The organism is Stutzerimonas stutzeri, assembly GCF_000590475.1.
GTDB lineage: Bacteria > Pseudomonadota > Gammaproteobacteria > Pseudomonadales > Pseudomonadaceae > Stutzerimonas > Stutzerimonas stutzeri_D.
On sequence record NZ_CP007441.1, the window covers coordinates 3082964 to 3109322 of the forward strand.

The window sequence follows — 26359 nt, forward strand, 5'->3', positions numbered from 1 at the left end:
CTAAACCAAGCTTTTGCACCCACCAGAGGCTTCCATGGACAAGATCAATCGTCAGTTTTTGCTGGCCAAGCGCCCCGTCGGGGCGCCGACCCGCGATACCTTCGAATTCGCTGAACAGCCGTTGGGCGACCCTGGCCCGAACCAGATCCTGGTCAAGAACGAATACCTCTCGCTGGATCCCGCCATGCGCGGCTGGATGAACGATGCCAAGTCCTATATCCCGCCGGTGGGTATTGGCGAGGTAATGCGCGCGCTTGGTGTGGGCAAGGTCGTTGCTTCGCAGCATCCCGGATTCGCCGAAGGCGATTACGTCAACGGCGCGCTCGGCGTACAGGATTATTTTCTCGGCGAGCCCAAAGGCTTCTACAAGGTCGATCCGAACCAGGCGCCGCTGCCGCGCTATCTGTCCGCGTTAGGCATGACCGGCATGACCGCTTACTTCGGTCTGCTCGCCGTAGGCGAACCCAAGGCCGGGGAAACCGTGGTGCTATCTGGCGCAGCCGGTGCAGTGGGCAGCGTTGCGGGGCAGATTGCCAAGATCAAAGGCTGTCGCGTGGTAGGCATAGCGGGTGGCGCTGACAAGTGTCGCTTCCTCACCGAAGAGCTGGGCTTCGATGCGGCAATCGACTACAAGAGCGAAGACGTCGCGGCCGGTTTGAAGCGCGAATGTCCGAAGGGCGTCGACGTCTACTTCGATAACGTCGGCGGCGATATCCTCGACGCGGTGCTGACGCGCATCACCGTTGGTGCTCGCATCGTGATTTGCGGCGCCATCAGCCAGTACAACAACAAGGAAGCGGTCAAGGGTCCTGCCAACTACCTGTCCCTGTTGGTCAACCGGGCGCGCATGCAAGGCATGGTGGTGATGGATTACGTGCCTCGCTATCCGGAGGCCATGAAAGAAATGGCTGGCTGGATGCAGAGCGGCGAGCTGAAGAGCAAGGAGGACATCGTCGAAGGGCTGGAGACGTTCCCCGATACCCTGATGAAACTGTTCACCGGCGGTAACTTCGGCAAGTTGGTATTGAAAGTCAGCTAACCTCGCATGGGTAGCGGACGGTCACCGTACTTCGGCGGCCATCCGTTATCCAGTTCAAGCCAGCTCGGCAACCACTGCCGCCAGTGCCCGGGACGGATCCGCCGCCTGTGCGATGGGCCTGCCGATCACCAGATAATCCGACCCCGCCGCCATCGCCTCGGCAGGCGTGAGAATCCTCCGTTGATCGTCGGCCTTGCTACCAGCCGGACGAATGCCCGGAGTCACCAGTTGCAACTGCGCAAAGCGCGCTTTCAAGGATTGCGCCTCCTGCGCCGAGCAAACCAGCCCGTCCATTCCGGCCTCCGCCGCCAAGCCAGCCAGTCGCAGCACCTGCTGCTGCGGCTCTAGATCGAGACCGATATCTGCCAGGTCCGCCTGTTCCATGCTGGTCAGTACCGTAACGCCGATCAGCAACGGTTTTTGGCCGCCCACCTTGTCCAGAATTTCGCGGCACGCAGCCATCATCCGCACCCCTCCTGAGCAATGTACATTGACCATCCACACGCCAAGCTCCGCCGCTGCCTTGACCGCCATCGCCGTGGTGTTGGGTATGTCATGGAATTTCAGATCGAGAAAGACCTCAAATCCTTTGCCCTGCAGCGCCTCGACGATCTGCGGGCCGCAGCGGGTGAACAGCTCCTTGCCGACCTTGACACGGCAAAGCGCCGGGTCGAGCTGTCCGGCCAGAGCCAGCGCAGCATCACGGGAGGGAAAATCGAGCGCAACGATGAGGGGAGTCTGGCAAGTCATGGCGATTCCTCGGCAAATTTCGGCGCGCATTGTCGCAGAAAACCATCATCGAAGCGGGCCAGATACCGTTCGCTATGGGGTTCGTTCACGCAATAGCGCAACTACGTGCGCGAGCGTAATGTTAAAAACAGTTCCGCCACCATCAGGAGATAAACATGCCTTGGTACATCTGGTTATTGCTAGCTCTGGTGATCGGCATCATCGTCGGAGGGCTGATGACCCTGCGCGCCAGCGCGCACAAGATTCCGCTGACCGAAGAACAGAAACAGCGAATCGCCCAGCGAAACGCCGAGGCGGACGCCAAGGACGCGCGCGACAAATAGCATCGGCACACTGAACAGCCGGCCGGACCGGCACCTTTGACACCTCACATCAGAAGGCTAGTTGACCCAGCAGTCAGTGATGGCTTTTAGCCTTCATTCGAGTAATCATTCTGCCTCCCACAAGGAAGCATTAATGCCATTAGATTCCGCCTCGGCCAAAGCCAGAAGTCCCAGGGCCCACGCCGCGTTTTCGAGGCGGATCCTGCCCGGCTTTGCCTGTCTGTTGGCCGCCGCCCTGCTCGCTGCCGCGATCGCGGTCATACATATCGCCCGGACTATCGACCGCGACGCGCTGACCCAGGAGCATTTTCTCGCCGACAAGGCATTCGAATCGCATATGCGGGGCATGTCTCGTCATGTCGCGGACAACGGATTCTGGGGCGATGCCTATGCCAACCTGAGCAAGCAGATCAATCTCGACTGGGCATATGAGCAGGAGAACCTCGGGCCTTCTTTATACGACGATTTCGGGTATGAAGCGGTCCTGGTGGTCAACGCCGACGGCGAAACGACCTACGCGGTGATCCGCGGGGAGCTGGCGCAGGTCGATGCACGACGCTGGCTTGGCAATGGGCTCGAAATTCTGCTCGGCCAGGCCCGCGAGACGGTCGAAGAGGAGGAAACCTCCGCCGGCCTGCTTTCGGCCGAAGGCCGCCCGGCCATGGTGGCCGCTGCGGTAATGACCCCGGGCGGCAGCGATATCGAGGAGATGGACGGTCCCGCCTCGATTCTGCTTTTTGTCGATGTGATGGATACCGGCCGGCTGCTCCAACTGGGCCAGGAATACGCGATCAAGGGGCTGCGTATCGACGACGAAACTTCCCGGCCGCAAAACGCTGTTGTCTCCATGAATATGCTCGATGGAACACCCCAGGCGTTTACCTGGAACGTCTCCCAGCCGGGCCGTTACCTGTTGTGGATGACGCTGCCGGTGCTTGCCGCGGTCACCCTGGGGCTCGGCCTCCTCGCCTGGTTGTTGCTACGTCAGGCGCTGAAAACCGTAAGGCTTATGGACGCCAACTACAAACGGCTATCCCGAAGCCGCACAGCATTGGCCGCCAGTGAAGAGCGCTTCCGCGACGTGGCAGAAGCTGCCTCCGATTGGATCTGGGAAACCGACCAGAATGCTCGACTGACCTATCTATCGAGTCGCTTCGAGGAAATCACCGGCCACGAGCCTGCCGCCTGGATCGGTCGCCCCTTGATCGATCTGCTGATTACCGATCACGCAGCGCTACAGGACTGGCTGGCTGAGCCGCATAAGACGCCGTTGCGCTGCAGCTACCAGGCGGCGAATGGCTGTGAACGGCACTGCAGGCTATCCGCGCGGGCGATCTACCGAGACGACGAGCTATTGGGCTTCCGCGGAACCGCAAGTGACATTACCGAAGAGACGCGAGCCCAGGCACGCGTGCAATACCTGTCGCAGCACGACGCCCTGACCGGCCTGCCGAATCGCAATCGGTTACGCGACTATCTGGAAGCCAAGCTCGCCTCGCTTACCAGCGGATCCAGGCTGACGGTCCTGTACATCGATCTGGATCGCTTCAAGCCGGTAAACGACACCCTGGGTCACGGCGCTGGGGACGAGGTGTTGATCGGCGTGGCCAACCGCCTCAAACAATGCATCAGAGGCGACGACCTTGTTGCTCGTCTGGGTGGCGATGAGTTCATCATGGTCATGAGCCGTCTGCAGCTCAATGAAGATGTCGAAAAGCTTTGCGCCCGGGTTGTCGACGTCGTCGGCGGACCCTTCGTTTACGAGGGCAAGCAGATCCACATTGGCGCCAGCATCGGAATCGCCATGGCCCCGACCGATGCAGCGCAGGCCAGCGAGCTACTGCGTTGCGCGGATATCGCCCTGTATCAGGCCAAGGCCGTCGGTCGCGGAACCTGGCGGTTCTATGGCAGCGAGATGGACGAGCGGCTGCTGGAACGGCGTCGACAGGAAGACGAACTGCGCCAGGCGATTGCCGAAGGCCAATTCGAGGTTCATTACCAGCCTCGGTACTTCAGCGAGGACATGAGCATCAATGGCGCCGAAGCCTTGTTGCGCTGGCGGCACCCTGCTCGAGGTCTGCTCCTGCCCGAGCAATTCATCCCGCTGGCGGAACAGACCGGGCTAATCGTCCCACTCGGCGAGTGGGTCTTGCGTCAGGCCTGCAGCGAAGCCACGGCCTGGGCGAGCACCCTCATGATCGCGGTCAACCTGTCGCCGCTGCAGCTACGCAACGATGAGCTATCCGAGATGGTTCGGACCGTTCTGGAAGAAAGCGGGCTCCCGGCCAACCGTCTTGAACTGGAAATAACCGAAACGGCATTGCTTCAGGAAAACCAGCGCACCCTGGACGTGCTCAACGAACTGAAGGCCATCGGTGTCCGGCTTGCCATGGACGATTTCGGTACCGGCTATTCTTCCCTGAGCAATCTGCGTAGCTATCCGTTCGACACGATCAAGATAGACGGTAGCTTCGTCTCCGGCATGGAGCGTTCGACCGCGGATCATTCCATCGTCAAGGCGCTCATCGACCTCGGCCGAGGCCTGCGCATGCGTGTCACGGCCGAAGGCGTGGAAACCTCGGAGCAACTGACGCAATTGCTCGCCGATGGTTGTAGCGAGATTCAGGGCTTTCACCTGAGTCATCCGCTTCCAGCACAAGAGCTACGTGCCTTGCTGGCCGGTGCCGACGGGACCTTGAGCCGAAGCCCTGCGTGACACCATCGGGCGGATTATCGTTTGAGCTCGAAGTTGATCTGAGCCCCATCGATCAGCGCTTCGTTCTCATTCACCCCCGGCAGCAGGCTCCCGCTCATCTGCACCGAGCGCGAGTTCTCGCCTCCTTCGAACAAGGGCGGTAATAAACGCATCGACGCCGTCTCCTGGTCGGGCTCAAGCTCCTCCGCCCAATCCTCTGGAAGACTCAAATCGAGTTCCGGTTCGGGCACCTCGACACGCTCAATCGCGACGTCCTTCTTCGGCGCTGACGGCGCTGTCGCCTTGGGCTCAGGTGCCGGCACGACGCGCTCGGATGGCAGTGTCGCGGGGTCACCGGCGGTCACCGGCTCGACCTCAATTTCGATTTCCGGGGGCTCGCCATCTTCGCTTTCGACATGTCCGATAGCGGGCTCGAGCACAGGCTTGAGCGATGCCGCTGGCTCCCGATCAACCACGCCAGATCGAACCTCGGGTTTCGCCGGTGCACCCGGTTGAGAAGGCAACTTATCGCCATCGCAAGCGCCTAGGAACGGCAGTGCAAGCAGCACACTCAACCATCTCATGGACGATTTCCTCCTTCGGTCCGGTCAGTTCGATTGTCGGCACAGCTCCCCTGCCAGCTCGCCCAGGGTCTTCAATGCCCGCTCCGCCTCGGTTGTCCAGGGCAGCCCGCAATTGAGCCGCACGCAATGATTGAACTGCTCGGTGTTGCTGAAAATAAGCCCCGGCGCGATGCTGATTCCTCGCTCCAGCGCCTGTACGTGTAGCTCCTTGGTATTCACCCGTGCCGGCAAGCTGACCCAGAGAATGAAGCCTCCCGTCGGCCGGGTCATCTGCGTTCCTTCCGGAAAATAGCGCTGCACCGCCAACTGGAAAGCGCTGAGGTTACTGCGATACTCATGCCGGATGTAGCGTAGATGCCGATCATATCCGCCATTCTCCAGATAGGCCGCCACGCCCATCTGGGTGACGCTACAGGCCGAATGCGTACTAAAGGTCTGCAAACGCTGAATGTCCTCCCGGTGGCGTCCCGGCAGAATCCAACCAATGCGCACGCCCGGCGAGATAGTCTTGGAGAAGCTCGAGCAATAGATCACTCGCCCTTCACTATCATTGGACTTGAGCGCCTTGATCGACCCCGCATCAAACATAAGTTCGCCGTAGATATCGTCTTCGACAATGTTGATGTCGAAATTCGCCGCCAACTTGAGCAATTGCTTTTGCCGTACGTCCGGCATGCTGCCACCCAGGGGGTTGCTCAACCGCGCCGTGAGCACCAACGCCTTGATCGGCCACTGGCTGGCAGCCAGCTGCAAAGCCTCGAGACTCAAGCCGGTGTCCGGATCGCACGGGATTTCGATGACCTTGAGCCCCAGCAGATCGGCCAGTTGCAGCAAGCCATAGTAGCTGGGTGACTCCGCTGCGATCAGGTCGCCCGGCTTGGTCAGCACGCGCAGGGACATCTGCAGCGCATCGACACAGCCGTGGGTGATCACCACTTCGTCCGGCCCGACGATCACGCCGGCGTCGCGCATGCGGATCGCCACTTGTCGGCGCAGCGGCTCATAGCCGGGACTGAACATATAGCTGAACGCCCGCTGGCTCTGGAAACGAGTGATCTTGGCAAGCTGCTGGTGCAAGGCGCGCGCCGGCAGATAGTCCGCATGAGGGACGGCGGCGCCCAATGGGATAAGACCATCGCGGCGCGATTCGCTGAGGACCTGGTTGATGATGCTACTGCGCGTGACCAGCTTCGGCCGTTCGACCTGCGCGATATCCGGCGTCGGGGCGGTAAGCGCCGGAGTGTGATGCACATAGAAGCCCGACTGCGGGCGCGCCCGAATCATTCCTTGGTCTTCTAGGTTGGCATAGGCTTGCAAGACCGTCGCATGGCTAACGTTCAGCTGCATGCTCATCTTGCGCACCGAAGGCACACGTTCGCCCGGACGGTAGACGCCGCGCCGGATATCTTCAGCGAGCTGGTGTGCGATGCGCTGATAAAGCAACAGATTGGTCATATCGTCCGTCTCCGCCAACTGGACCATAACAGTAGTACAACACTGTTATGCACGACCAATACAGTTACTCGCTAACTCGCCGACACAGTCTGTTACCACCTTGACCATCGGCCGTCATGAACGAGGTCAGCGGGGGTTGCTGAGCTGCCCTTGCTCGTCGGAAAACAGGATCTCGACCCGCCGATTCTGCGCTCGCCCACGCGTCGATGCATTCTCGGCGACCCGATATTGCTCACCATAGCCAACCACTTCCATGCGCCGCGGGTCGATGCCCAGGCTCTGCATGAAGTCGCCCACCGCCTGCGCACGGGCCTTTGACAGGGCAAGGTTCTCGGCGGCGTCACCCCGGTTGTCGGTGTAACCCTCGATGCGGACCCTGCGGTTGGGATTGAGCTGCAAGAAATGCACGACTTTGAGCAGCGTGCGATTGGCCGATGGCCCCAGATCTGCGCTGGCCGCCTTGAACAGCACATCCCCCAACGTCATTACCAGGCCGCGATCAGTTTCGGAAGCCGCCAGACTGATCAATTGATCCTCTAGCCATCGGCCCTGGTGTTGCAGGTCAAGCAACCTGGCTTCCTGCAGAGCCTGACGCAAGCGTTCCTGCTCCATAGCCAGCTGATTAGAGCGCCGCTTATTCTGCATATGGTCGCTGTGCTGGCGAGCGATCTCGCTATAACGCTCACTGAGATAGGCGTAGTGACTGACGTCCTCCGCGCTGCCCCAATAATCGGCGAATCGCCGGGCTCGCTCCAGCGATTCAGCCGCACGCATCATGTCCTTCGGCGCATCGCGCGAAACCTGCGGATCGTCGCTGATGTTCTGAAATGCAATAACCGCTTGTTCCAGTTGCTGTTGCGACTGCTGCGTGGCACAGCCGTGGAGCCCGGCTAGCGCCACCAGTAACACCGACGTGAGGACAGGCTTCACTGCAAATCCCCCAACTGTTCGCGTAGCCGTGCGATGCGGCGAGCCAACTCCGCCAGCTCCTGCTGACTCTTATCGTTCAGTACGCTGGCCTCCGCCAACCGAGCATCCAGCTCCGCTTTCTCGGCGAGCCGACGGGCCTGCCGATAGTCCTCGTCCTTCATCGCCACAACCGCAGCCGCGAGTTCGTCCTCGGCCAGAGCCAACGCCGGCGTTTGTTCCGATGCGCCCACTGAACGTGCCTGGGTCAACGCCTGCTCGGTGAGGCGCAGCTGTTCAGTAGGAGCCGGATCGCTAGCGCAGCCAACCATCACCGATAGCATGAGCATGCAGGAAAGATGCTTTATCAAAAGAGAGACCTTAGCGTTGCGAATTGCTTGTCGGCGCCGTCTGCTGCTTCCAGCGCTCGAGATTCTCCACCAGCAGTTGCTGCGGCACGCCGGCGGCGCGCAATTCTGTCATTTTTATTGCGAGCTGTCCGCGCAACCACGGCCCATTGCAGGCCGAGTCGTGTGCCACAGCGAAATACATACCGCGGCTGGAAACCGCCGGCTCCAGCCGCTGTATATCGGCAAGCAGCCCTCGCGGGTCGGCCAGCGCGACAACACTGTACCGCTCGTGCAACACATAGTCGGATTTGCCCGTCAGTAACCTTTGCACGGCTTCGGTCAAGCTGGGCGAGGAGCGCAAGCGAAGATGGTCCTTGGCATATACCTGCAATTCACTACCGAAGTGCGTCGTCGCGACATAGGTGCCGGAGCGGCCCGCCAGATCATTGCGGCTGGAGTAGAGAAAACCCGGCTCGTTGCGTACCCAGGCGGACATTTGCAGAGTAGCGATCGACGGATGAATGAAATCCAGATGCGCCAATTCCGGCAGGTCACGCACCGCATCGGCCAATAAATCTACCCGGCCGCTGCGCACTTCTTCGAGCGCCTTGTCGGCATCGCCCGTATAGAGAAGCTCGAGTTTCAGATCGAGTGAATCGGTGATCTTCTTCAATAGATCGGCGTTCGCACCGATCAGGCGCTTGGAATTCTGCGGATCGCGCCAGAGGAACGGCGGATTATCCGCACCGCCTGTGGCAATCAGCCGATCACACTTGGCAGCCGCCGCGTTCGCCACCATGGGAGTTGCCAGCAACAAGGCGATCAAGGCGGATTTCAGCGCAACGGCACATCGCATGGAAAACCTCATCGTTTGGAATCGAACAGGCACCCTGTCGGTGCCAGTGCGGAATATTACCATCGGCCAACGCAGCCGAGCTGCCAAAAAAAAACCCGCTGCAAGAGCGGGTTTTTGCTTAAGCGGCTCGGTCAGACGAGTCGCTCGAGCTCCGGCACGATCTCGAACAGATCGCCCACCAGGCCGTAATCGGCAACCTGGAAGATCGGAGCTTCTTCGTCCTTGTTGATCGCGACGATCACTTTGGAATCCTTCATGCCCGCCAAGTGCTGGATGGCACCAGAGATACCGACGGCGATGTACAGCTGTGGCGCGACGATCTTGCCGGTCTGACCCACCTGCATATCGTTGGGCACGAAGCCGGCATCGACTGCCGCCCGCGAGGCACCGACGGCAGCGCCGAGCTTGTCGGCCAGCGCATACAAGTGCTTGAAGTTTTCGCCGTTCTGCATGCCACGGCCACCGGAGATGACGATCTTGGCAGCGGTCAGCTCGGGACGGTCGGACTTGGCAAGCTCTTCGCCGATGAAAGCAGAAACGCCTGCGTCGCCAGTGCTGGAAACCTGCTCGACACTGGCCGAGCCGCCTTCGGCGCTGACCGGATCGAAACCGGTGGAACGCACGGTGATGACCTTGATCGGTGCGCTCGACTGCACGGTGGCAATGGCGTTACCGGCATAGATCGGGCGCTTGAAGGTATCAGCGCTTTCGACGCTGATGATCTCGGAGATCTGATCGACATCCAGCTGGGCGGCGACGCGCGGCAGGAAGTTCTTGCCATTGGTGGTCGCGGCAGCCAGTACGTGGCTGTAAGCGGCCGGCGAGGTTCCTTGCGCCAGTCCGGCGATCAGCGGTGCGACGTTTTCCGGCAGCTGATGGGCGTACGCTGGGTCATCGGCGACCAGCACCTTGGAGACACCTTCGATCTTGGCAGCCGCCTCACCGATGGCACCGCAACCGCTACCGGCTACCAGTACATGAATGTCACCACCGATGGCTTTTGCAGCGGCCACGGTGTTGAGGGTCGCAGCCGCCAGGACCGCATTGTTGTGTTCAGCGATAACCAGGATAGTCATTTAGATTACCTTCGCCTCGTTCTTCAGTTTCTCGACCAGTTCAGCTACGGACTTGACCTTGATACCCGCGCTGCGAGCAGCCGGCGCTTCGACTTTCAAGGTCTTCACGGTGGACGTGGTGGACACGCCCAGCGCATCTGGAGTCAGGACTTCCAGCGGCTTCTTCTTGGCCTTCATGATGTTTGGCAACGACGCGTAGCGCGGCTCGTTCAGGCGCAGGTCGGTGGTCACGATTGCCGGCAGGTTCAGCGCAACGGTCTGTGCGCCGCCATCGATTTCACGTTCAACCTTGACCTTGTCGCCTTCCACTTCGACCTTCGAGGCGAAGGTGCCTTGGGCGAATCCGGTCAGCGCGCCGAGCATCTGGCCGGTCTGGTTGTTGTCGCTGTCGATAGCCTGTTTGCCGAGAATGACCAGCTGCGGCTGCTCCTTGTCGACAACCGCCTTCAGCAATTTGGCGACCGCCAGCGAGTTGAGCTCTTCAGTCGATTCGACCAGCACGGCACGATCGGCACCCAATGCCAGCGCAGTACGCAGCTGCTCTTGAGCGGCAGTCGGGCCAATGGAAACCACGACGATTTCGCTCGCAACGCCCTTCTCTTTCAGGCGCACGGCTTCTTCCACGGCGATTTCGCAGAAGGGGTTCATCGACATCTTGACGTTGGCGAGGTCGACGCCGGAGTTGTCCGCCTTGACGCGGACCTTGACGTTGTAATCGACCACTCGTTTGACAGCTACAAGAATCTTCATGGATTCCTCGTTACTCTCCGGTGAATAGAATATCGCCGAGGCGAACCGAGCCATGCTCGAGGTCCGGACCGTCACTTCAGCCGCGGAACCAGTTCGGCGAGCGCATAACTGCCCGTATCTTGACTGCTGGCAACGGCCGGGGTCAACAACGCATATACCCCGCTATAAGCCGCAGTTTCTCGATTCTAACAGCCTTACAGAAAATTCAAACAAACGTTTGTATTGGACCCTTTCCGGCGTCTATATATAATGCGGCAGCTCGGCTTGGTCAGGGAAACGATCCAGCCCTCCACTATCTACATAACAATCAAGCCTTGAGTAGGAGATAGCCAATGGAACGCGAATACATGGAATTCGACGTAGTGATCGTCGGCGCCGGCCCCGCGGGCCTGTCCGCTGCCTGCCGACTGAAGCAGAGAGCGGCCGATGCTGGTAAGGAAATCAGTGTCTGCGTCGTCGAGAAGGGTTCCGAGGTAGGCGCCCACATCCTATCTGGCGCGGTGTTCGAGCCTCGCGCACTCAACGAACTCTTTCCCAACTGGAAAGAACTCGAAGCGCCGCTGAATACCCCGGTCAAGCGCGACGACATCTACTTGCTCAAGAGTGCCGACGCCGCTCGCAAGTTGCCCAATGCACTGGTTCCGAAAACCATGCATAACGAAGGCAACTACATCATTTCTCTGGGCAATCTTTGCCGCTGGCTGGCCCAGCAGGCCGAAAATCTCGGTGTAGAAATCTACCCTGGCTTCGCCGCTCAGGAAGCATTGATCGACGAACACGGTGTGGTTCGCGGCATCGTTACCGGCGATCTCGGCGTCGACCGCGAAGGCAATCCGAAGGAAGGCATGTATACGCCCGGCATGGAGCTGCGCGCGAAGTACACGCTGTTCGCCGAAGGCTGCCGTGGTCACATCGGCAAACAGCTGATCAACCGTTTCCAGCTCAACGCCAACGTCGACCCGCAGCACTACGGCATCGGCATCAAGGAACTCTGGGACATCGACCCAGCCAAGCACGAGCAAGGCCTGGTCGTTCACACCGCGGGCTGGCCTTTGAACGATGCGAACACCGGCGGTTCGTTCCTCTATCATCTGGAGAACAACCAGGTGGTGGTCGGCCTGATCGTCGACCTGTCCTACAGCAACCCGTTCCTCTCTCCGTTCGATGAGTTTCAGCGCTACAAGCATCACCCGGTGATCAAACAGTATCTCGAAGGCGGCAAGCGTGTTTCCTACGGTGCACGTGCCATTGCCAAGGGCGGCATCAACTCACTTCCGAAAATGGTCTTTAACGGCGGCGCACTGATCGGTTGCGATGCCGGTACGCTGAACTTCGCCAAGATCAAGGGCAGCCATACCGCGATGAAATCCGGCATGCTGGCCGCCGAAGCAGTGGCGGATGCGCTGTTCGCTGGCCGTGAAGGCGGTGACGAGCTCACCGGCTACGAAGAAGGCTTCAAGGCCAGCTGGCTGTACCAGGAGCTGTACGCCAGCCGCAACTTCGGTGCGGCGATCCATAAGTGGGGCGCGGTTAAGGGTGGTGCTTTCAACTTCATCGACCAGAACATCTTCGGTGGCAAGATTCCCTTCACCCTGCACGACACCAAGCCGGACTACGCCTGCCTGAAGACTGCAGCTGAGTCGAAGAAGATCGATTATCCCAAGCCCGACGGCAAGCTCAGCTTCGACAAGCTCAGCTCGGTATTCCTTTCCAACACCAACCATGAAGAGGAGCAGCCAGTCCATCTCAAACTGACCGATCCGAGCATCCCGATCGAGAAGAACCTGCCCTTGTACGACGAGCCCGCCCAGCGCTATTGCCCAGCTGGTGTCTACGAAGTGGTGGACAATGACGACGGCAGCAAACGCTTCCAGATCAACGCGCAGAACTGCGTGCATTGCAAAACCTGTGACATCAAGGACCCGGCCCAGAACATCACGTGGGTAGCACCGGAAGGCACTGGGGGCCCTAACTACCCCAACATGTAACGACGCCCCTGGTGTGCAACGAACGAACCCCGCCTCCTAGGCGGGGTTCGTGTTTGGGGCTCGATATATTTGCAGAGCGCACAGCCTGATTAAAAGACTGGCGTCGCGCACTTCGCGAGCGACAGCCCACCTAACAAAAGCCCCGACCAATGGCCAGGGCTGCGTCAGCAATTGGGCCTGCCTACCGACAGGCTTGTAATTTGCGTAACCGGCTATCAGAACCCTGCCACGTCATCGGCCTGCAGACCCTTCTGGCCCTGGGTGACCGAAAATTCCACTTGCTGACCTTCGGTCAGAGAGCGGTGGCCTTCGCCACGAATAGCCTGGTAGTGAACAAACACATCCGCACCGCTGCCACGCTGGATGAATCCATAACCCTTGGCATCATTGAACCACTTGACGGTTCCAGTCTCGCGCTCAGCCATTCCTACTTCTCCAACTCGATTCTTATTATTCCCCGTTTCGGGGAGGGACTATCAGGCCTGCCCGCTGAAGGGCACCTGCCAGCGGCAATATACCGGAGCAGGCATGACAAGCGCGTTGCAGGCCATCGACGGACGAGTATAGAACAGGAAAAATGCGCGTCTTCGAGTTTTTCCGTCGTTCATAGCGATGCCGCGTCACCCATGACGCCATTGCAAACCACGGCACTGAACCCGTGCTACACCGGGTCGATTCACCAGGGTCAACCCGCCCTGCGCCGCTGCCACAACAACCGCAGCAGCACGCCCACGGTCAGCAGCAGCGGCGCCAGTGCAATGTGGAAGAATTTCAACGAGCGGCCCAGCGCTTCGATATCAGCGTTTAGCTGATAGCGAACCTCGCGCAATAGTTTGCGAATACGCAGCTTCTCCGCCATGTAACCCTGCAGCGCGGCTTGTTGCTCAGCCGTAGCTCTATAGTGCCTCCCGCGTTCGGCCCTTGCAGCTCGGCAAGTTGCGCCTCGGTGGTGGCCAGGCGTTGCTGTAGCGCCTATTCCTTCTCCCGAAAGCGATTCTCCGCCTGTCGCTGCAGCTCCTCGACCACCACGAACGGCCTGGCGAAGCGACCACGCGAACGCACGCTGATAAGCGCATCGGTACCAGACAGATTGTCCAACGCATCGACCACGAAGGTGCCGTTGTCCGCCCAAGGCTGCGGCATGCGCTGGCCAAGAAGTCCTGCCCCTGCACCCGTCGGCGACAGCGATAACGTTGATGCTGGCGCTTTCCTTCAGCCCATCCTTGCGGCCTTCGATGCCATCCGGATACGCCGACTGCGCCGGCCCCTGAATACGCGCCGCAAGCGTGTAACGCTTACCCGTGGGATCCAGATCACGCAACAGTTCCTCTGGATTTTCCAGCGTCGCGAAGCGTCCTGCCTCGATCGGCATGGCATAGCTGGAGCTCTGATCAGCGGGCTAAAGCGGGTCGTGGCGCCGTCCAACGGTTCTAGAATCCGGCGGTCATCATATTCAGGCTTTCTAGCGAGGCAGTAATCACATCCTCGGTATCCATGGTGCTGCGCTGCGGCAGACTCAGCCAGCCCGGATGGCGGACCGGCCGCCGCTCCGCTCCCACCCCGACGGACACGGCATAGGACGCATCGGCCACACCTGTCGGATGCAATGCGCACGCCTCACGCCTTGAACAGCGGTTCAAGATAAGAGGCCTTGCCCTCGCCGAACTCGCCCGGCCCGATACCCATCCCCGAATCGGCTTCGCTATAGGGGTCGAGGAACACCAGCAACTTGCCGCCGCGAATGACGAACTGGTCGATTGCATAGAGCGTCTGCTCCGGCAGCTCCTTGGGATGCACCAGCATCAGCACCGACACGCTGGCCGGCATCATATCGACGTCGCGCTTGAGACTCTCGATATGGAACTGCTGACGAATGTCCTCCAGCACCATCCATGGCGGTGTCGCCTGCTGGATGCGAATATCGAGACCGCCCGTGATCGGTAGTCCGGAGAGTACACCGACAACCGGCACCTGCGCCGACGCCAGACTCTGCACCAGGCGGCTGATTTCGTATTCGAGGAATTCCTCCTGATCCAGCGGAAAGAACGGGATGTTCTGCGTTTGCCCATCAGCGTTAGTGCCGGCCAAACCGAGTAAACCTTGTCGCCGCCCTGATTCAGCGGTACGGCTTGCAGCCCTAGCTCAGCGGCGCGATCCTCCTCTTCGGAGAATGGTTCGGGGTCGATCACGTGCAGCTTTAGCTTGCCGTCAGCCGCGCGCTCATACGCCCGCAACATTTCCTCGACGCGCCGGGCATAGTTGCGCAGCGCTACGAGATCCTTGGTCGCCCCGTCCGAGTAGAAAAAACTCAGTTCGATGGGCTTGTCGAGCCCCTCGAGAATGGTCTCGGTACCTTCGGGGATGGTGTAGAGCTTCTGCTCGGTCAGGTCCAGCCGCGCGCCGGTGAACACCAGGCCGGAAAATACGTTGAATGCCAGAACGAGGGCTGCGGACATTGCAACCGGGACGGCGTCGCAGCGTTCGATCTCGATGCGTGTCCGCTTCGTGCGGACTAGCCTCAAGTGAGCCTGTACATGCGCGAGTCATCCGTTGCATCCGCATGACAAACCGACACGAATCCACCGACCATCGCCGAGAAATCCGAATGATCATAGCCATTACCAAGTTCCAGTTGCCCAAACCCATCACACGGAACGAGGCACGAGAAATCTTCCTGAGCACAGCACCGACCTATCAAGGTGTTGCCGGTCTTGTCCGCAAGCACTATCTGCTGTCGCAAGACGGGAGCACAGCCGGCGGGATCTATCTATGGGAATCCCAAGCCGAAGCGGAGGCAATGTACTCCGACAGCTGGAAAACCTTCGTGCGGGAGAAATACGGCACGGAGCCGTCAGTGACCTACTTCGACAGTCCGGTCGTGGTCGACAACATATCCCAGGAGATCCTATCGGATAACCAGCTTGAGTAAATCCGTCTCCCTAGTAATCCGGCCCAGCGGGCCGGATTACGAAAGAACGCGACGGGCGGTGCAACTGGCTCCGAAGCCTGCTGTACGTTCGCTCCGCTCGATGGACAGGCTACTGTTCATCTCTCGGATTTCGGATCGGGTAGATAACGAATGGACGACGCAGCGCTGGTCATCATCGATCAACAGCGAGGAGGTATAGACCACCCCAAGCTGGGCCACCGCAACAACCCAAACGCAGAGGCCGTAATCCTCGCCCTGCTCGCCTACTGGCGGGAGCGACTGAGGCCGGTAATTCATATCAAACACCGTTCGTCTGAGACCGATTCGGTGTTCTGGCCCCTTCAAGAAGGCTTCGCTTTCAAAAATGCGTTTCAGCCCGACGAGACTGAGACAGTGATTGAGAAAATCATGCCCTGCGCGTTTACCACCGTCCTCGAATCGGTTTTGACACAACGAACGTTGCCAGCATCGTCATTACCGGTGCCGCAACAAACAACTCGGTGGAGCAACCGCACGAACTACGGGCTGCAGAGGCATCGACGTATACGTGATTGCAGATGCCTGCCTCGCATTTGCCAAACGGGACTCCAAGGGCGACCACGTAGCGCAACCGAGGCGCATTACATGTCGCTGGCAAACCTGGACGGTGAATATGCGAAGGTTATCAACCTCGAAAAAGTTACTGACCAACGCGGGGAGATAACAGCGTCGGCGCCGAGGTGTTCTATCGCTCATGCATACAGCCTTTTGCCCGCTGACCGGCGTTGCGGCACACTTGCGTCCTTCGAGGGTATTAACCCTTTCACAGTCGAACCTGCCGTATGACCCGTTCCCCGATCCGCCGTCTGATCTTCTCCCTCGTGCGCCGCGTGCTGTACTTCTGGGTGCGCTCCGAAACCATCAATCAGTCCGCATTCACCCTCAAGCTGGACCGCAGCAAGCCGGTGTTCTACGTGTTGCAACGCGCGTCGCTGAGCGATCTGGCGGTGCTCGATCACGAATGCAGCAAGGCTGGGCTGCCACGTCCAGTGGCCGAGGTGGCGGTGGGCAATCATATCGAGCCGGCGGCATTCATCTTTCTTAATCCGGCGGCCAGCTGGTACGGCCGGCGACCACGGATTGTCGCGCCTGAGCCGCTGGTTCGGCTGGTCGGTGCGCTGGAGCAGAACGCGGTGGATAACGCGCAGATCATTCCGGTGAGTGTGTTCTGGGGACAGAACCCGGCACGCGAAACAAGCCCCTGGAAGCTGCTGTTTGCCGACAGCTGGGCGGTGACCGGACGCCTTCGCAAACTGATGAGTATCGTCATCCTCGGCCGCAAGACTCGCGTGCAGTTCTCCGCGCCGATTCAACTCAACGAACTGGTGGCACAGAACAAGGGTCACGAGCGCACCCTGCGCATGGCCCACCGCATGCTGCGGGTGCATTTCCGTAATCAGAAGACAGCGGTGATCGGCCCCGATTTGTCGCACCGTCGCACTCTGGTCAAAGGTCTGGTGCATGCATCGCAAGTACGCCAGGCGATCAAGGCCGAGGCCGAGCGCGAAAACATTTCGCTGGAGAAGGCCGAAGCCCGCGCTCTGCGCTACGGCAATGAGATCGCCTCGGATTACGCCTATACCGCGGTGCGCTTTCTCGAGGTGGTGCTGTCCTGGTTCTGGAACAAGATCTACGACGGCATCCGCGTCAATCATCTGGAGCCGCTGCAAGACGCGGTTCACGGCTACGAAGTCATTTACGTACCCTGTCACCGCAGCCATATCGATTATCTGCTGCTGTCCTATCTGCTGTTTCGCAGCGGCCTGACACCGCCGCACATCGCCGCCGGGATCAACCTCAACATGCCGGTGATCGGCGGTCTGCTGCGCCGCGGCGGTGCCTTCTTCATGCGCCGCTCGTTCAAGGGCAACCCGCTCTACACCTCGGTGTTCAACGAATACCTGCACACCCTGTTCAGCCGCGGTTTTCCGGTGGAGTATTTCGTCGAGGGAGGCCGGTCGCGCACCGGGCGCATGTTGCAACCCAAGACCGGCATGCTCGCTATCACCTTGCGCAGTTATCTGCGCTCCTCGCGCCTGCCGATTCTCTTCGTCCCGGTCTACATCGGTTACGAGCGGGTGCTCGAAGGCCGGACCTATCTCGGCGAACTGCGCGGAGCGGAGAAAAAGAAGGAATCGATCTTCGACGTTTTCAAGGTGATCGGCGCGCTGAAGCAGCGCTTCGGCCAGGTTTGGGTGAACTTCGGCGAGCCGCTGAAGCTCAACGAGTTTCTCGAGCAGCAGCAGCCTGGCTGGCGCCAGCAGAACCTGGCACCGAACTTCCGTCCTGACTGGCTCAACGAGACCACGAACAAGCTGTCCGAACGCATCGCGCAACGACTTAACGAAGCGGCGGCGGTCAACCCGGTTAACCTGGTGGCGCTGGCCATGCTCTCCACCAGTCGTCAGGCGCTGGATCGCCGTTCGCTGGCACGCATTCTCGACCTCTACCAGAACCTGTTGCGCGCGGTTCCCTACTCGCCGCACGTCACCCTGCCGGACGGCAACGGCGATACGCTGATCGACTATGTGAAAGACCTCGGCCTGCTGGCCGAACAGAAGGATGCACTGGGCAACATCCTCTATCTGGATGAGCAGAACGCCGTCCTGATGACCTATTACCGCAACAACGTAATGCATATCTTCGCGCTGCCAGCGCTGCTGGCGAGCTTCTTTCAGAGCAGTTCGCGGATCAGCCGCGAGCAGATCCTGCGCTTCACCGAAGCACTCTACCCCTACCTGCGCGCCGAGCTATTCATGCGCTGGGAGCCGGAAGAACTGGAAGCAATCATTGATCAGTGGTTGGCTGCCTTCGTTGAACAGGGCCTGCTCAAGCTCGACGGTGAGACTTACGTGCGACCGGCGCCCAGCTCGCGTCAGTTCGTTTTGCTGACCCTGCTGGCACGGGTGATCGTGCAGACACTGCAGCGCTTCTACATGGCCATTTCGTTGTTGCTCAACAGCGGGCAGAACACGCTCGATGCTGAGGAATTGGAAACGCTCTGTACGATCATGGCCCAGCGCCTGTCGATCCTGCATGGGCTGAACGCGCCGGAGTTCTTTGACAAGAGCCTGTTCCGGCATTTCATCAAAAGCCTGCAGGCCCAGGACGTGCTGCGTCAGAACGATACCGGCAAGCTCGGTTATCACGACAAACTCGGTGAACTGGCCGAGGGTGTCGCCAAGCGCGTACTTCCCGCCGAGATTCGTTTATCGATTCGCCAGGTGGCACTGGAGCGGCACGAAGATGAAACACCAGTAAGCTGAATCCGCCCGCGCCACAGGACAGCCTCCGCAAAAACACGCTAACGGCGAATCGGCTTAATGCCGAAACGTTCGATCGATGATAAACACGGCACCCATAATCAGCAGGCCATCCACCGAAAACCTTCGGCGGCCTGCCGAGAGGGGACTGTATGACACACACCCGTGTGATCGCCTTGTCGCTCATCGTGGGGCTGGCGGGGTGCGCCACCCCCAGCCTGACCAACCTCACGCCCTCCTCCGCTGCCCGCTCCCCGGTGCCGCTCTATCCACTGCGGGCACAGGTCGATGGCCGCGGCAACCGCATCGCGCACGTCAACGCGGTCATTCATGGCACGCCCTGGGTCATGATGATGCTGCCAGGCGGTCAGCACGCGGTGGGCTACTTCGCCAACACCTGCGAAACCAACATTCCCTATCACTTCAGTGTCGGTTATCAACGCCGCAACTGGCTCGGCTCCGGCTACTCGAGCACCGTCCATGAAAAGCGCTTCCCGGAAGCCTCCGGCTACGTCATGAATGTGACCGGCGAACCGCTGCCGGACGATTGTTCGGCGTCCATTGGGCTGACTTTGAGCGTGAACAGTACGGCTGATGAGGTGGATGTAGAACCGGGGGATGGCATTTGCCGATCCGTTTCCAATCGCTGCACGCTCAGAGCGGCGGTGATGGAAAGCAATGCGCACCAGGGCCATGACCAGATAGAGGTGCCGTCGGGGCACTACGTGCTTTCGTTGACCGGTCGCGAGACCGTGGACGTGCCGAGCGACGCAATCGGCGACCTGGACATCACCGATGGGCTGACCCTGATGGGGCTCGGACGTGCCGCGAAGAATGCCGATCTTCAGGTAATCATCGACGGTGGTGGAATCGACCGGATCTTCGACATCTATGCCACCGCGCCAAGGGCGGTGACGCTCAGCTACCTGCGGCTGGAAAACGGCCGGCCGATGGGCAGCGGCGGCGGCGCAATCTGGAACCGCGGCAACCTGCGCATGGACCGGATGCTGTTGCGCGGTAATACCATCGATCACGAGCTGGAAACCTCCTGCGCAGCCTTTCCAAGCCGACGCCTGTGCAACCGTGGAGCAGGCCTGTTCAATGAGGGACAGGCGCTGGTTGCGCGCTCAACCATTGAACAGAACTCGACCGGGTACGAGTCCGGACACGCCGGCGGCATCTCCAATATGGGCGCGACGGCGCAGCTGTACGTGCGTGACAGCCTGATCACCGGAAATGACGCGCGCTTCTGGGGTGGGTTGCTGAACTATCAAGGCACCGTCGACATTCTCAACAGCACCTTTGTCGACAACCGCAGCACGACCGGTGGCGTCCGAGCCGCGGAGATCGGCAACATCGATGGTAGGGTATCGGTCCGCAACGCGACCTTCAGCAATCATTCCCAGCTGTTCAGCCATACCGGTACCGGCGAGTTCCGCCTGGCCAACAGCCTGGTCGAAATACGCGGCTTCCACGATATGCCGTTCTGCAGCGGTACGCTGACCAGCGGCAGTTTCAATGCCATTGGCGGCTCCGGTGGGACCTACAATTTCTTCGATGGATGCGGTTTCGTCCCTTCCACCGCGGACGAAACCGAAATACGCCTGTACCTCGGTGCACTGGAGGATAACGGCGGCCCCACCCGAACCATTGCGCTGCGCGAACCGCACGAAGACAGCCCCTACTTCGACCCCATCGACATGGGCGGCGTGCTCTGCCCGGACACCGATCAGCGCGGTAATCCGCGTGACGATCGGCAGTGCGACCCGGGTGCTTTCGAGTTCTGAGCCGTATGGCCGGTTACGTAACGATAAAAAACACAGCTTGCTTATGTTGCCAGCTGCGGCGCGAAACGACTGTGCATTGAGTTTTAGGTGCCGAGTACCTTCAGCTTGGCGCGTATGAAATCTGAATGCGGCACATACAGTAGCTCGGCGATACGGCGGATCAGGTGGTCTTCGTATTTGTGGATATCGCCATCGGCGGCGGCGACCTGCCACAGCGCCTCGATCAGCGCGAATTTTTCATTCATCGAATACTGCGCATTGATCAACGTCGTGAATTCATACAGCGAAGTCGATTGCTTGGCGGATTCCTGCGCAGCGGCGACCAGGGAGGCGAGTTCCGCGTCTTCCAGCCCCGAGCCCAGGCGGATGGCTTCGATGATAGCTTTTTGTTCCTCTGCCTCGCTTTCATAGTCCGCACGGCCGATTTCGATCAGCAGCGCCGCCGCAGCCACTTCGACGCCGGGCGGCGTACGGCCATCGTCCTCGCTGCGATCGAACAGCGCCTTGAGTGTTTTCAGCATGGTCAATCCTCTCTGTACAAGTTGGTGTTCGACTGCGCGGCCTCGGCGGATTTCGCGGATCCTGAGGCAAGTTTCAGTTCATCACTGACTAAGTTGCAGATCAGCAGGACTGAGATCATGCCACCGTGACCGCGATCGAACACGCGTCGTGCATCGCCTCGACGCAGGCACGTTCAACGTCGGCCGACGATTTCGCAGGCTTGCGTCACTGATACGGTCGGTACAAGCTGCCGCCACCGTTTGGCACGTCGCCCCTGGCCCTTTAAGCTCTGCGCCTGCCCGCTGCATCATTCAGAGGATTCCCCCATGCTGCGCACCACTACCTTCATCGCCGGTCTGCTGCTGTCGGCTGGCGCTTACGCCCTTTCGCTGTCCGACCTTAGCCAGGGTGACGCCAATGCTGGCCTCAAGGATGCCCTCAGCCAAGGCGCTAAGGTTGCGGTGCAGCAGCTCGGTAAACCCGGCGGCTTCAGCAACGATCCGGATGTGCGTATCGAGCTGCCGGGCAACATTGGCAAGGCCTCGCGCATGTTGAAGATGATGGGCATGGGTGCCCAGGTCGAAGAACTGGAAAACGGCATGAATAGCGCTGCCGAGGCTGCGGTACCGCAGGCACAGGCGTTGCTGCTGGACGCGGTGAAGAAGATGACCGTGGCCGACGCGAAGGCGATTCTGGCCGGCGGCAATGACTCGGCTACTCAGTATCTGAACAAGACCAGCCGAGCGGAGATACGCGCCAAGTTCCTGCCCATCATCAAGCAGGCCACCGACAAGGTCGGAGTCGCCCAGCAATACAACGCACTGGCCAGCAAGGCGTCCGGCCTCGGAGCGGTCGATGCCAAATACGGCACGGTCGAGAGCTACGTGGCCGAACAGGCCCTCGATGGGCTGTTCACTGTCATCGCCGAACAGGAAGCCAGCATTCGCCAGAACCCGGCGCAGGCGGCCACCAGCGTGGCGAAGAAGGTCTTCGGCGCGCTGATGGGCAATTGACGGCTGGAGCGGGTCGAGGCTGAACACCGATGTATCACGGAGAAAAATTCAACGCCTGGACGCATCTGGCCGGCGGCGTGCTGGCCCTGATCGGCACGGTCTGGTTGTTGGTATTGGCCGCCATGGATGGCGACCTGGCCAAGATCGTCAGCGTGGCCATTTATGGATTCACCCTGGTGCTGCTCTACAGCACCTCGACGATCTATCACAGCGTCCGGGGCCGCGCTAAAGTCGTCATGCAGAAGCTCGATCATCTGTCGATCTACCTGCTGATCGCGGGCAGCTATACACCCTTCTGTCTGGTGACGCTACGTGGCGCCTGGGGCTGGTGGCTGTTCGGCATCGTTTGGTCGCTGGCAGTGATCGGCATGCTGCAGGAAATCAAACCGCGTTCGGAGGCGCGGGTGTTGTCCATCGTCATCTACGCAGTCATGGGCTGGATCGTGCTGGTGGCGGTCAAGCCGCTGCTTGCCGCGCTCGGCACCGCCGGCTTCAGTTGGCTGGTCGCTGGCGGCGTGTCGTACACCGCGGGCATCGTATTCTTCGCTTACGATGAGCGTTTCCGCCATTGGCACGGCATCTGGCACCTGTTCGTCATGGTCGGCAGTCTGCTGCATTTCGTGGCAATCCTGCGCTACGTGGTCTGACGCCTGGTCGACCCACCAAAACCCGTGCCCGGTCGTTCAGAGTTCGTGCATGCGATTGACCTGCTGCGCCAGGCGCATGGTTTCGTGCTCTTCGAGCTGCAGCATTTCCTCCAGCAGCTCGCGCGCCCGGTCAAGACCGGGGCGGGTTTCCAGGGAACGGTACAGATCGATGATCTGATTGTGGATAGCGAAAATCTCCCGCGAGATCTCGTCGACGCTCATCTGTCCATAGGCCTCGCTGTCGAGATCCAGCGCCAGCCTCTCGCGCTCAACGGCATCGTGCAGTCGAATGTGTAACGCTCGCGGGTCGGCGTGTTCCTTGATCCGGGCGATGGTGCTGGTCAGGTCCTGCTCATGTTGCGCCAGATAGACCAGCAACATCTTGGCCAACGAGTCGCTGCGTTCATTCGCCCCGTCGCTCATGCAGGTGGACAGCCGCGCATGGGCCTGGCTGGTCCAGTCGATAAGGTCTTCGCATCGTTCGATGTTCATGGCACCTCCGTCCGCAGCGTCGATCATCCAGGCGTGATAGCCAGCATGGGCCTGCGGTAACCGAATGCAACCACGTACGAGCCGGATTGGCCAGCGCTGATGTCGGCGGCAACAGAGCGCAGGCGACATGACTCATGAAGCTGTAAACAGCGAGCCCGGGTGCAACCGCAGACTTTCCAGCCGCGCTATCAGGATTTCCACAGCACATCTCATCGAGTATCCAGCCTGACATTTCTGTAAGCGAAATGACAGCAAACCCGCGTCGTTGCTGGATTTCACCGGATCGAACGACCGACGTTCGTGCCGGTCAGGTTTATTGAGTCAGCAATGTTTATTACCATTCGATGAGGAGGACTCGATGAATAACTACGCCCGCTTCGGTGCGATGATCGCCACGTCTACGCTGGTCATGTTCGGCTTGATGTACCTGAACGTGTATCAGCTCGACCACATTTTCTTCAGCGAGACCCGCGCCTACATGGCGCTGGTGATGGGCGCCACAATGGCAATCATCATGTTGGCGTACATGCTCGGGATGTATCAGAAGCGTGGCGTGAATATCGCCATCTTCGCCGGCAGTGTGGCGGTGTTCGCCCTGTCCCTCTGGCTGGTGCGCAGCCAGCAGACGGTTGACCAGGTGTCCTGGATGAAAGCGATGATCCCGCATCATTCCATCGCCATTCTGACGAGTGAACGCGCCAGCATCAGCGATCCGCGCGTGCGTGAGCTGGCCGATCAGATCATCCAATCGCAGCGTGAAGAAATCGCCGAGATGAAGGCGCTGATCAGCGACCTCCAGGGCCGTGAATAAACGCAACTCTGCCCGCTTCAGCGGCGAGCGGCAAACAGGATGTTGAACGAGGTCCAGCCGTCCTGGCTGATGCATCGGATCTCGCCGCGATGTGCCTCGACAATCGATCGGGTGATTGCCAGCCCCAGTCCGGCGTTGGTCGGGTGGCCTTCCCGCCGTGCCGGATCGACGCGATAGAAGCGATCGAACAGCCTTGGCTGATGGGCGTCCGGGATGCTGGCGCCCGGATTGCCCACCTTCAGCGCAACGCCGTTGTCGAGCGTTTCGATATCCACTCGAATCTCGCTGTTATCGGGCGTGTAGCGCAGCGCGTTGGACAGCAGATTCGACAGCGCCTGGCGAAGCATGGCCGAGTCACCCTCGATACAGCCGCTGCCGGACAGCTGAAACCGAATACCGCGCTCGTCGGCCGTCAGCTGATAGAACTCCAGCAGGTGTTCGCACAGAACCTGCAGCTCGATGGTCTGAGTTTCCGGGATGATCAGGCCGTTATCCGCCTTGGCCAGAAACAGCATGTCGTCGATCATGCGCGCCATACGCCGGAGCTCTTCGAGATTGGAATGCAGGTTGTCCTGATAGTCCTCGCTGCTACGGACACGGGTCAGCACCACTTCGGTATGGGTCATCAGATTCGACACGGGCGTGCGCAGCTCGTGAGCGATGTCGGCGGAGAAGTTCGAGAGCCGCACGAAGGCCTCTTCCAACCGCGCGAGCATCCCGTTGAAGGCAAGCACCAATTGCTGCAACTCAGCCGGTATCGACTCGGCGGGGATACGTCCGGTCAGCGACTCGGCCGACACCGATGCCGCCACCAGCGTCACCTCGCGCAACGGGCGCAGACCACTGCGGGCCAGTAACCATCCGAGCAGGCCGCTGATCAGCGCACAGAGCACCAATGCACCCCAAAGCCAGCCCGTAAGCGTATGAAAAAACACCTTGTGAGCGGTAACGTCGAGGGCAAGCACGACCTTCACGACTTGCCCGGCGATCTCCACCTCACCGGTCTTGCGCTGCCAGACGCGGCCGTCGCGCTGCAGTTCGCCATCGACAGTTGCGTCCGGGTGGCTGCGTACTTGCCCCGCCGCGTCCGTATCGGCGAACAACAGGCGTCCCTCGGCGTCGAATATCTGCGCCGTCAGTTCACTGTGCCCGCCCAACAATGCCTGTAGCTGCGGGCGCATCGCGTCGAAACCGGACAGGTCGTCGAGATCCTTGAGCAAGGTCCGGCTGGCCTGCAGTTTCTCTTCCAGCGCATGACGGTCAAGCTGATCGAAGTGATGCTGACTCAACTGCTTGAAGAAAAACCCCGCCGCACCCAGCACACCGGTCACCGCCAGCATGAACATCAGACTGAGCCGGGCCGTAAGAGACAATCGCGTCATGGCGCGTCCGGCTCATCGAGCATGTAGCCCATGCCGCGCGCGGTGTGAATCAGCTTGGGCTCGAAGCCATCATCGATTTTTGCGCGAAGTCTTCGAATCGCCACCTCGATGACGTTGGTGTCGCTGTCGAAATTCATGTCCCAGACCTGCGAAGCAATCAGCGACTTGGGTAACACCTCGCCGCGACGACGCAATAGCAGTTCCAGCAGGGCGAATTCCTTGGCGGTCAGGTCGATACGTTGACCGGCACGCATGACGCGCCGTTTGAGCAAGTGCACTTCGAGATCAGCGATTTTCAGTTGGGTCTGCAACGCCGCGGCGCTGCCTCGGCGTAGCAGCGTACGCACACGAGCCAGCAACTCGGAAAACGCGAAGGGTTTGACCAGATAATCGTCGGCCCCCAGCTCGAGGCCCTTGACCCGATCCTCGACGCGATCACGCGCGGTGAGAAACAGCACCGGTACGTCCCGACCCGCCGCTCGCACCCTGCGTAGGACTTCCCAGCCGTCCAGCCCCGGCATCATCACATCCAGAATCAGCAGGTCGTAGGGTGTGCTCAGGACATATTGCAGCGCATCGGTGCCACTGGTGACGCGGTCGACGGAAAACCCCGCCTCGCTCAGGCCCTGTTGAAGGTAGGTACCGGTTTTCGGCTCGTCTTCGGCGACCAGCAATTTCATCGATTCATCCTTTCAAGACTTGCTTCGGAGCATCGCTCAGAGT

The 26359-nt window shown here is 60.1% G+C and carries 25 protein-coding genes and 1 pseudogene; 11 read left to right on the forward strand and 15 right to left on the reverse strand.

Features of this window, described 5'->3' with window-relative positions:
• Positions 1 to 34: 34 nt before the first annotated feature.
• Positions 35 to 1039: an NADP-dependent oxidoreductase gene (locus CH92_RS14055; RefSeq protein ID WP_025242405.1), complete on the forward strand. Its 1005-nt coding sequence runs from the start codon at positions 35 to 37 to the stop codon at positions 1037 to 1039.
• A 54-nt stretch (positions 1040 to 1093) separates the two neighbouring features.
• On the opposite strand, the gene pyrF is transcribed toward CH92_RS14055, so the two are convergent.
• Entirely contained in the window at positions 1094 to 1789 is a 696-nt protein-coding gene (gene pyrF / locus CH92_RS14060; protein WP_025242406.1) for an orotidine-5'-phosphate decarboxylase, read from the reverse strand.
• A gap of 155 nt (positions 1790 to 1944) precedes the next feature.
• Between pyrF and CH92_RS21705 the strand changes: the two genes are divergently transcribed.
• Together CH92_RS21705 and CH92_RS14065 are read left to right on the forward strand one after the other, a co-directional pair.
• Positions 1945 to 2112, forward strand: a complete 168-nt coding sequence (locus CH92_RS21705; RefSeq protein WP_080690008.1) for a DUF2897 family protein — start codon at positions 1945 to 1947, stop codon at positions 2110 to 2112.
• A gap of 133 nt (positions 2113 to 2245) precedes the next feature.
• A complete protein-coding gene (locus CH92_RS14065; protein WP_025242407.1) occupies positions 2246 to 4828 on the forward strand; it encodes a bifunctional diguanylate cyclase/phosphodiesterase in 2583 nt (860 codons plus the stop codon).
• Between the two features lie 14 nt (positions 4829 to 4842).
• Here the strand turns inward: CH92_RS14065 and CH92_RS14070 are convergent, their stop codons facing one another.
• The 7 genes from CH92_RS14070 to CH92_RS14100 form a co-directional block, all read right to left on the reverse strand.
• Positions 4843 to 5391 (reverse strand): hypothetical protein, encoded by a 549-nt coding sequence (locus CH92_RS14070; RefSeq protein WP_025242408.1) that lies wholly within the window; start codon positions 5389 to 5391, stop codon positions 4843 to 4845.
• Positions 5392 to 5415: 24 nt separating this feature from the next.
• A complete protein-coding gene (locus CH92_RS14075; RefSeq protein ID WP_025242409.1) occupies positions 5416 to 6846 on the reverse strand; it encodes a PLP-dependent aminotransferase family protein in 1431 nt (476 codons plus the stop codon).
• Positions 6847 to 6972: 126 nt separating this feature from the next.
• A complete protein-coding gene (locus CH92_RS14080; RefSeq protein ID WP_025242410.1) occupies positions 6973 to 7776 on the reverse strand; it encodes an OmpA family protein in 804 nt (267 codons plus the stop codon).
• The gene (locus tag CH92_RS14085; RefSeq protein ID WP_038623026.1) at positions 7773 to 8102 is read right to left on the reverse strand and encodes a DUF4398 domain-containing protein; all 330 of its coding nucleotides are present in this window, start codon (positions 8100 to 8102) and stop codon (positions 7773 to 7775) included. Before CH92_RS14085 ends, CH92_RS14080 begins: the two co-directional genes overlap by 4 nt.
• Positions 8103 to 8133: 31 nt before the next feature.
• Positions 8134 to 8958: a substrate-binding periplasmic protein gene (locus CH92_RS14090; protein WP_025242412.1), complete on the reverse strand. Its 825-nt coding sequence runs from the start codon at positions 8956 to 8958 to the stop codon at positions 8134 to 8136.
• Between the two features lie 131 nt (positions 8959 to 9089).
• A complete protein-coding gene (locus CH92_RS14095; protein ID WP_025242413.1) occupies positions 9090 to 10034 on the reverse strand; it encodes an electron transfer flavoprotein subunit alpha/FixB family protein in 945 nt (314 codons plus the stop codon).
• On the reverse strand, positions 10035 to 10784 hold the full coding sequence (locus tag CH92_RS14100) for an electron transfer flavoprotein subunit beta/FixA family protein (RefSeq protein WP_025242414.1): 750 nt from the start codon (positions 10782 to 10784) through the stop codon (positions 10035 to 10037).
• 332 nt (positions 10785 to 11116) lie between these two features.
• Between CH92_RS14100 and CH92_RS14105 the strand changes: the two genes are divergently transcribed.
• Positions 11117 to 12772: an electron transfer flavoprotein-ubiquinone oxidoreductase gene (locus tag CH92_RS14105; RefSeq protein WP_025242415.1), complete on the forward strand. Its 1656-nt coding sequence runs from the start codon at positions 11117 to 11119 to the stop codon at positions 12770 to 12772.
• 215 nt (positions 12773 to 12987) lie between these two features.
• Here CH92_RS14105 and CH92_RS14110 read toward each other — a convergent pair whose 3' ends face one another.
• Entirely contained in the window at positions 12988 to 13197 is a 210-nt protein-coding gene (locus tag CH92_RS14110) for a cold-shock protein (protein ID WP_025242416.1), read from the reverse strand.
• A 260-nt stretch (positions 13198 to 13457) separates the two neighbouring features.
• A pseudogene (locus CH92_RS14115) lies at positions 13458 to 15228 on the reverse strand (GldG family protein).
• Positions 15229 to 15377: 149 nt separating this feature from the next.
• Between CH92_RS14115 and CH92_RS14120 the strand changes: the two are divergent.
• Positions 15378 to 15701, forward strand: a complete 324-nt coding sequence (locus tag CH92_RS14120) for a YdhR family protein (protein WP_025242417.1) — start codon at positions 15378 to 15380, stop codon at positions 15699 to 15701.
• 36 nt (positions 15702 to 15737) lie between these two features.
• Here CH92_RS14120 and CH92_RS22310 read toward each other — a convergent pair whose 3' ends face one another.
• Positions 15738 to 15998 (reverse strand): hypothetical protein, encoded by a 261-nt coding sequence (locus CH92_RS22310; RefSeq protein ID WP_235206242.1) that lies wholly within the window; start codon positions 15996 to 15998, stop codon positions 15738 to 15740.
• Here CH92_RS22310 and CH92_RS14125 point away from each other — a divergent pair.
• The 3 genes from CH92_RS14125 to CH92_RS14135 all read left to right on the forward strand — a co-directional run bounded on the left by CH92_RS14125 (position 15912) and on the right by CH92_RS14135 (position 20790).
• A complete protein-coding gene (locus tag CH92_RS14125) occupies positions 15912 to 16526 on the forward strand; it encodes a cysteine hydrolase (protein WP_336434151.1) in 615 nt (204 codons plus the stop codon). The genes CH92_RS22310 and CH92_RS14125 overlap by 87 nt on opposite strands.
• A complete protein-coding gene (gene plsB, locus CH92_RS14130) occupies positions 16523 to 19006 on the forward strand; it encodes a glycerol-3-phosphate 1-O-acyltransferase PlsB (RefSeq protein WP_025242418.1) in 2484 nt (827 codons plus the stop codon). The genes CH92_RS14125 and plsB overlap by 4 nt, the downstream gene beginning before the upstream one ends.
• Before the next feature lie 149 nt (positions 19007 to 19155).
• Positions 19156 to 20790 (forward strand): choice-of-anchor Q domain-containing protein, encoded by a 1635-nt coding sequence (locus tag CH92_RS14135; RefSeq protein ID WP_025242419.1) that lies wholly within the window; start codon positions 19156 to 19158, stop codon positions 20788 to 20790.
• An 83-nt stretch (positions 20791 to 20873) separates the two neighbouring features.
• Here CH92_RS14135 and CH92_RS14140 read toward each other — a convergent pair whose 3' ends face one another.
• Entirely contained in the window at positions 20874 to 21311 is a 438-nt protein-coding gene (locus CH92_RS14140) for a TerB family tellurite resistance protein (RefSeq protein WP_025242420.1), read from the reverse strand.
• Positions 21312 to 21617: 306 nt separating this feature from the next.
• Between CH92_RS14140 and CH92_RS14145 the strand changes: the two genes are divergently transcribed.
• Complete coding sequence (locus CH92_RS14145) at positions 21618 to 22304, forward strand: DUF4197 domain-containing protein (RefSeq protein WP_025242421.1); 687 nt, start codon at positions 21618 to 21620, stop codon at positions 22302 to 22304.
• A 29-nt stretch (positions 22305 to 22333) separates the two neighbouring features.
• The gene (gene trhA, locus CH92_RS14150; RefSeq protein ID WP_025242422.1) at positions 22334 to 22951 is read left to right on the forward strand and encodes a PAQR family membrane homeostasis protein TrhA; all 618 of its coding nucleotides are present in this window, start codon (positions 22334 to 22336) and stop codon (positions 22949 to 22951) included.
• 36 nt (positions 22952 to 22987) lie between these two features.
• Here trhA and CH92_RS14155 read toward each other — a convergent pair whose 3' ends face one another.
• Positions 22988 to 23443, reverse strand: coding sequence for a hypothetical protein (locus CH92_RS14155; RefSeq protein ID WP_025242423.1), 456 nt, complete (start codon positions 23441 to 23443; stop codon positions 22988 to 22990).
• A gap of 358 nt (positions 23444 to 23801) precedes the next feature.
• Between CH92_RS14155 and CH92_RS14160 the strand changes: the two genes are divergently transcribed.
• Positions 23802 to 24254, forward strand: coding sequence for a DUF305 domain-containing protein (locus CH92_RS14160; protein ID WP_025242424.1), 453 nt, complete (start codon positions 23802 to 23804; stop codon positions 24252 to 24254).
• 17 nt (positions 24255 to 24271) lie between these two features.
• Here CH92_RS14160 and CH92_RS14165 read toward each other — a convergent pair whose 3' ends face one another.
• Together CH92_RS14165 and CH92_RS14170 are read right to left on the reverse strand one after the other, a co-directional pair.
• Entirely contained in the window at positions 24272 to 25636 is a 1365-nt protein-coding gene (locus CH92_RS14165) for a heavy metal sensor histidine kinase (RefSeq protein ID WP_025242425.1), read from the reverse strand.
• Positions 25633 to 26316, reverse strand: coding sequence for a heavy metal response regulator transcription factor (locus CH92_RS14170; RefSeq protein WP_025242426.1), 684 nt, complete (start codon positions 26314 to 26316; stop codon positions 25633 to 25635). The genes CH92_RS14165 and CH92_RS14170 overlap by 4 nt, the downstream gene beginning before the upstream one ends.
• Between the last annotated feature and the right edge of the window lie 43 nt (positions 26317 to 26359).

Coding starts and splice junctions, on each gene's coding strand:
- CH92_RS14055 (WP_025242405.1), top strand. CDS start 35: ATGGACAAGATCAATCGTCAGTTTTTGCTGGCCAAGCGCCCCGTCGGG.
- pyrF (WP_025242406.1), bottom strand. CDS start 1,789: ATGACTTGCCAGACTCCCCTCATCGTTGCGCTCGATTTTCCCTCCCGT.
- CH92_RS21705 (WP_080690008.1), top strand. CDS start 1,945: ATGCCTTGGTACATCTGGTTATTGCTAGCTCTGGTGATCGGCATCATC.
- CH92_RS14065 (WP_025242407.1), top strand. CDS start 2,246: ATGCCATTAGATTCCGCCTCGGCCAAAGCCAGAAGTCCCAGGGCCCAC.
- CH92_RS14070 (WP_025242408.1), bottom strand. CDS start 5,391: ATGAGATGGTTGAGTGTGCTGCTTGCACTGCCGTTCCTAGGCGCTTGC.
- CH92_RS14075 (WP_025242409.1), bottom strand. CDS start 6,846: ATGACCAATCTGTTGCTTTATCAGCGCATCGCACACCAGCTCGCTGAA.
- CH92_RS14085 (WP_038623026.1), bottom strand. CDS start 8,102: ATGCTCATGCTATCGGTGATGGTTGGCTGCGCTAGCGATCCGGCTCCT.
- CH92_RS14090 (WP_025242412.1), bottom strand. CDS start 8,958: ATGCGATGTGCCGTTGCGCTGAAATCCGCCTTGATCGCCTTGTTGCTG.
- CH92_RS14095 (WP_025242413.1), bottom strand. CDS start 10,034: ATGACTATCCTGGTTATCGCTGAACACAACAATGCGGTCCTGGCGGCT.
- CH92_RS14100 (WP_025242414.1), bottom strand. CDS start 10,784: ATGAAGATTCTTGTAGCTGTCAAACGAGTGGTCGATTACAACGTCAAG.
- CH92_RS14105 (WP_025242415.1), top strand. CDS start 11,117: ATGGAACGCGAATACATGGAATTCGACGTAGTGATCGTCGGCGCCGGC.
- CH92_RS14110 (WP_025242416.1), bottom strand. CDS start 13,197: ATGGCTGAGCGCGAGACTGGAACCGTCAAGTGGTTCAATGATGCCAAG.
- CH92_RS14120 (WP_025242417.1), top strand. CDS start 15,378: ATGATCATAGCCATTACCAAGTTCCAGTTGCCCAAACCCATCACACGG.
- CH92_RS22310 (WP_235206242.1), bottom strand. CDS start 15,998: ATGAATTACCGGCCTCAGTCGCTCCCGCCAGTAGGCGAGCAGGGCGAG.
- plsB (WP_025242418.1), top strand. CDS start 16,523: ATGACCCGTTCCCCGATCCGCCGTCTGATCTTCTCCCTCGTGCGCCGC.
- CH92_RS14135 (WP_025242419.1), top strand. CDS start 19,156: ATGACACACACCCGTGTGATCGCCTTGTCGCTCATCGTGGGGCTGGCG.
- CH92_RS14140 (WP_025242420.1), bottom strand. CDS start 21,311: ATGCTGAAAACACTCAAGGCGCTGTTCGATCGCAGCGAGGACGATGGC.
- CH92_RS14145 (WP_025242421.1), top strand. CDS start 21,618: ATGCTGCGCACCACTACCTTCATCGCCGGTCTGCTGCTGTCGGCTGGC.
- trhA (WP_025242422.1), top strand. CDS start 22,334: ATGTATCACGGAGAAAAATTCAACGCCTGGACGCATCTGGCCGGCGGC.
- CH92_RS14155 (WP_025242423.1), bottom strand. CDS start 23,443: ATGAACATCGAACGATGCGAAGACCTTATCGACTGGACCAGCCAGGCC.
- CH92_RS14160 (WP_025242424.1), top strand. CDS start 23,802: ATGAATAACTACGCCCGCTTCGGTGCGATGATCGCCACGTCTACGCTG.
- CH92_RS14165 (WP_025242425.1), bottom strand. CDS start 25,636: ATGACGCGATTGTCTCTTACGGCCCGGCTCAGTCTGATGTTCATGCTG.
- CH92_RS14170 (WP_025242426.1), bottom strand. CDS start 26,316: ATGAAATTGCTGGTCGCCGAAGACGAGCCGAAAACCGGTACCTACCTT.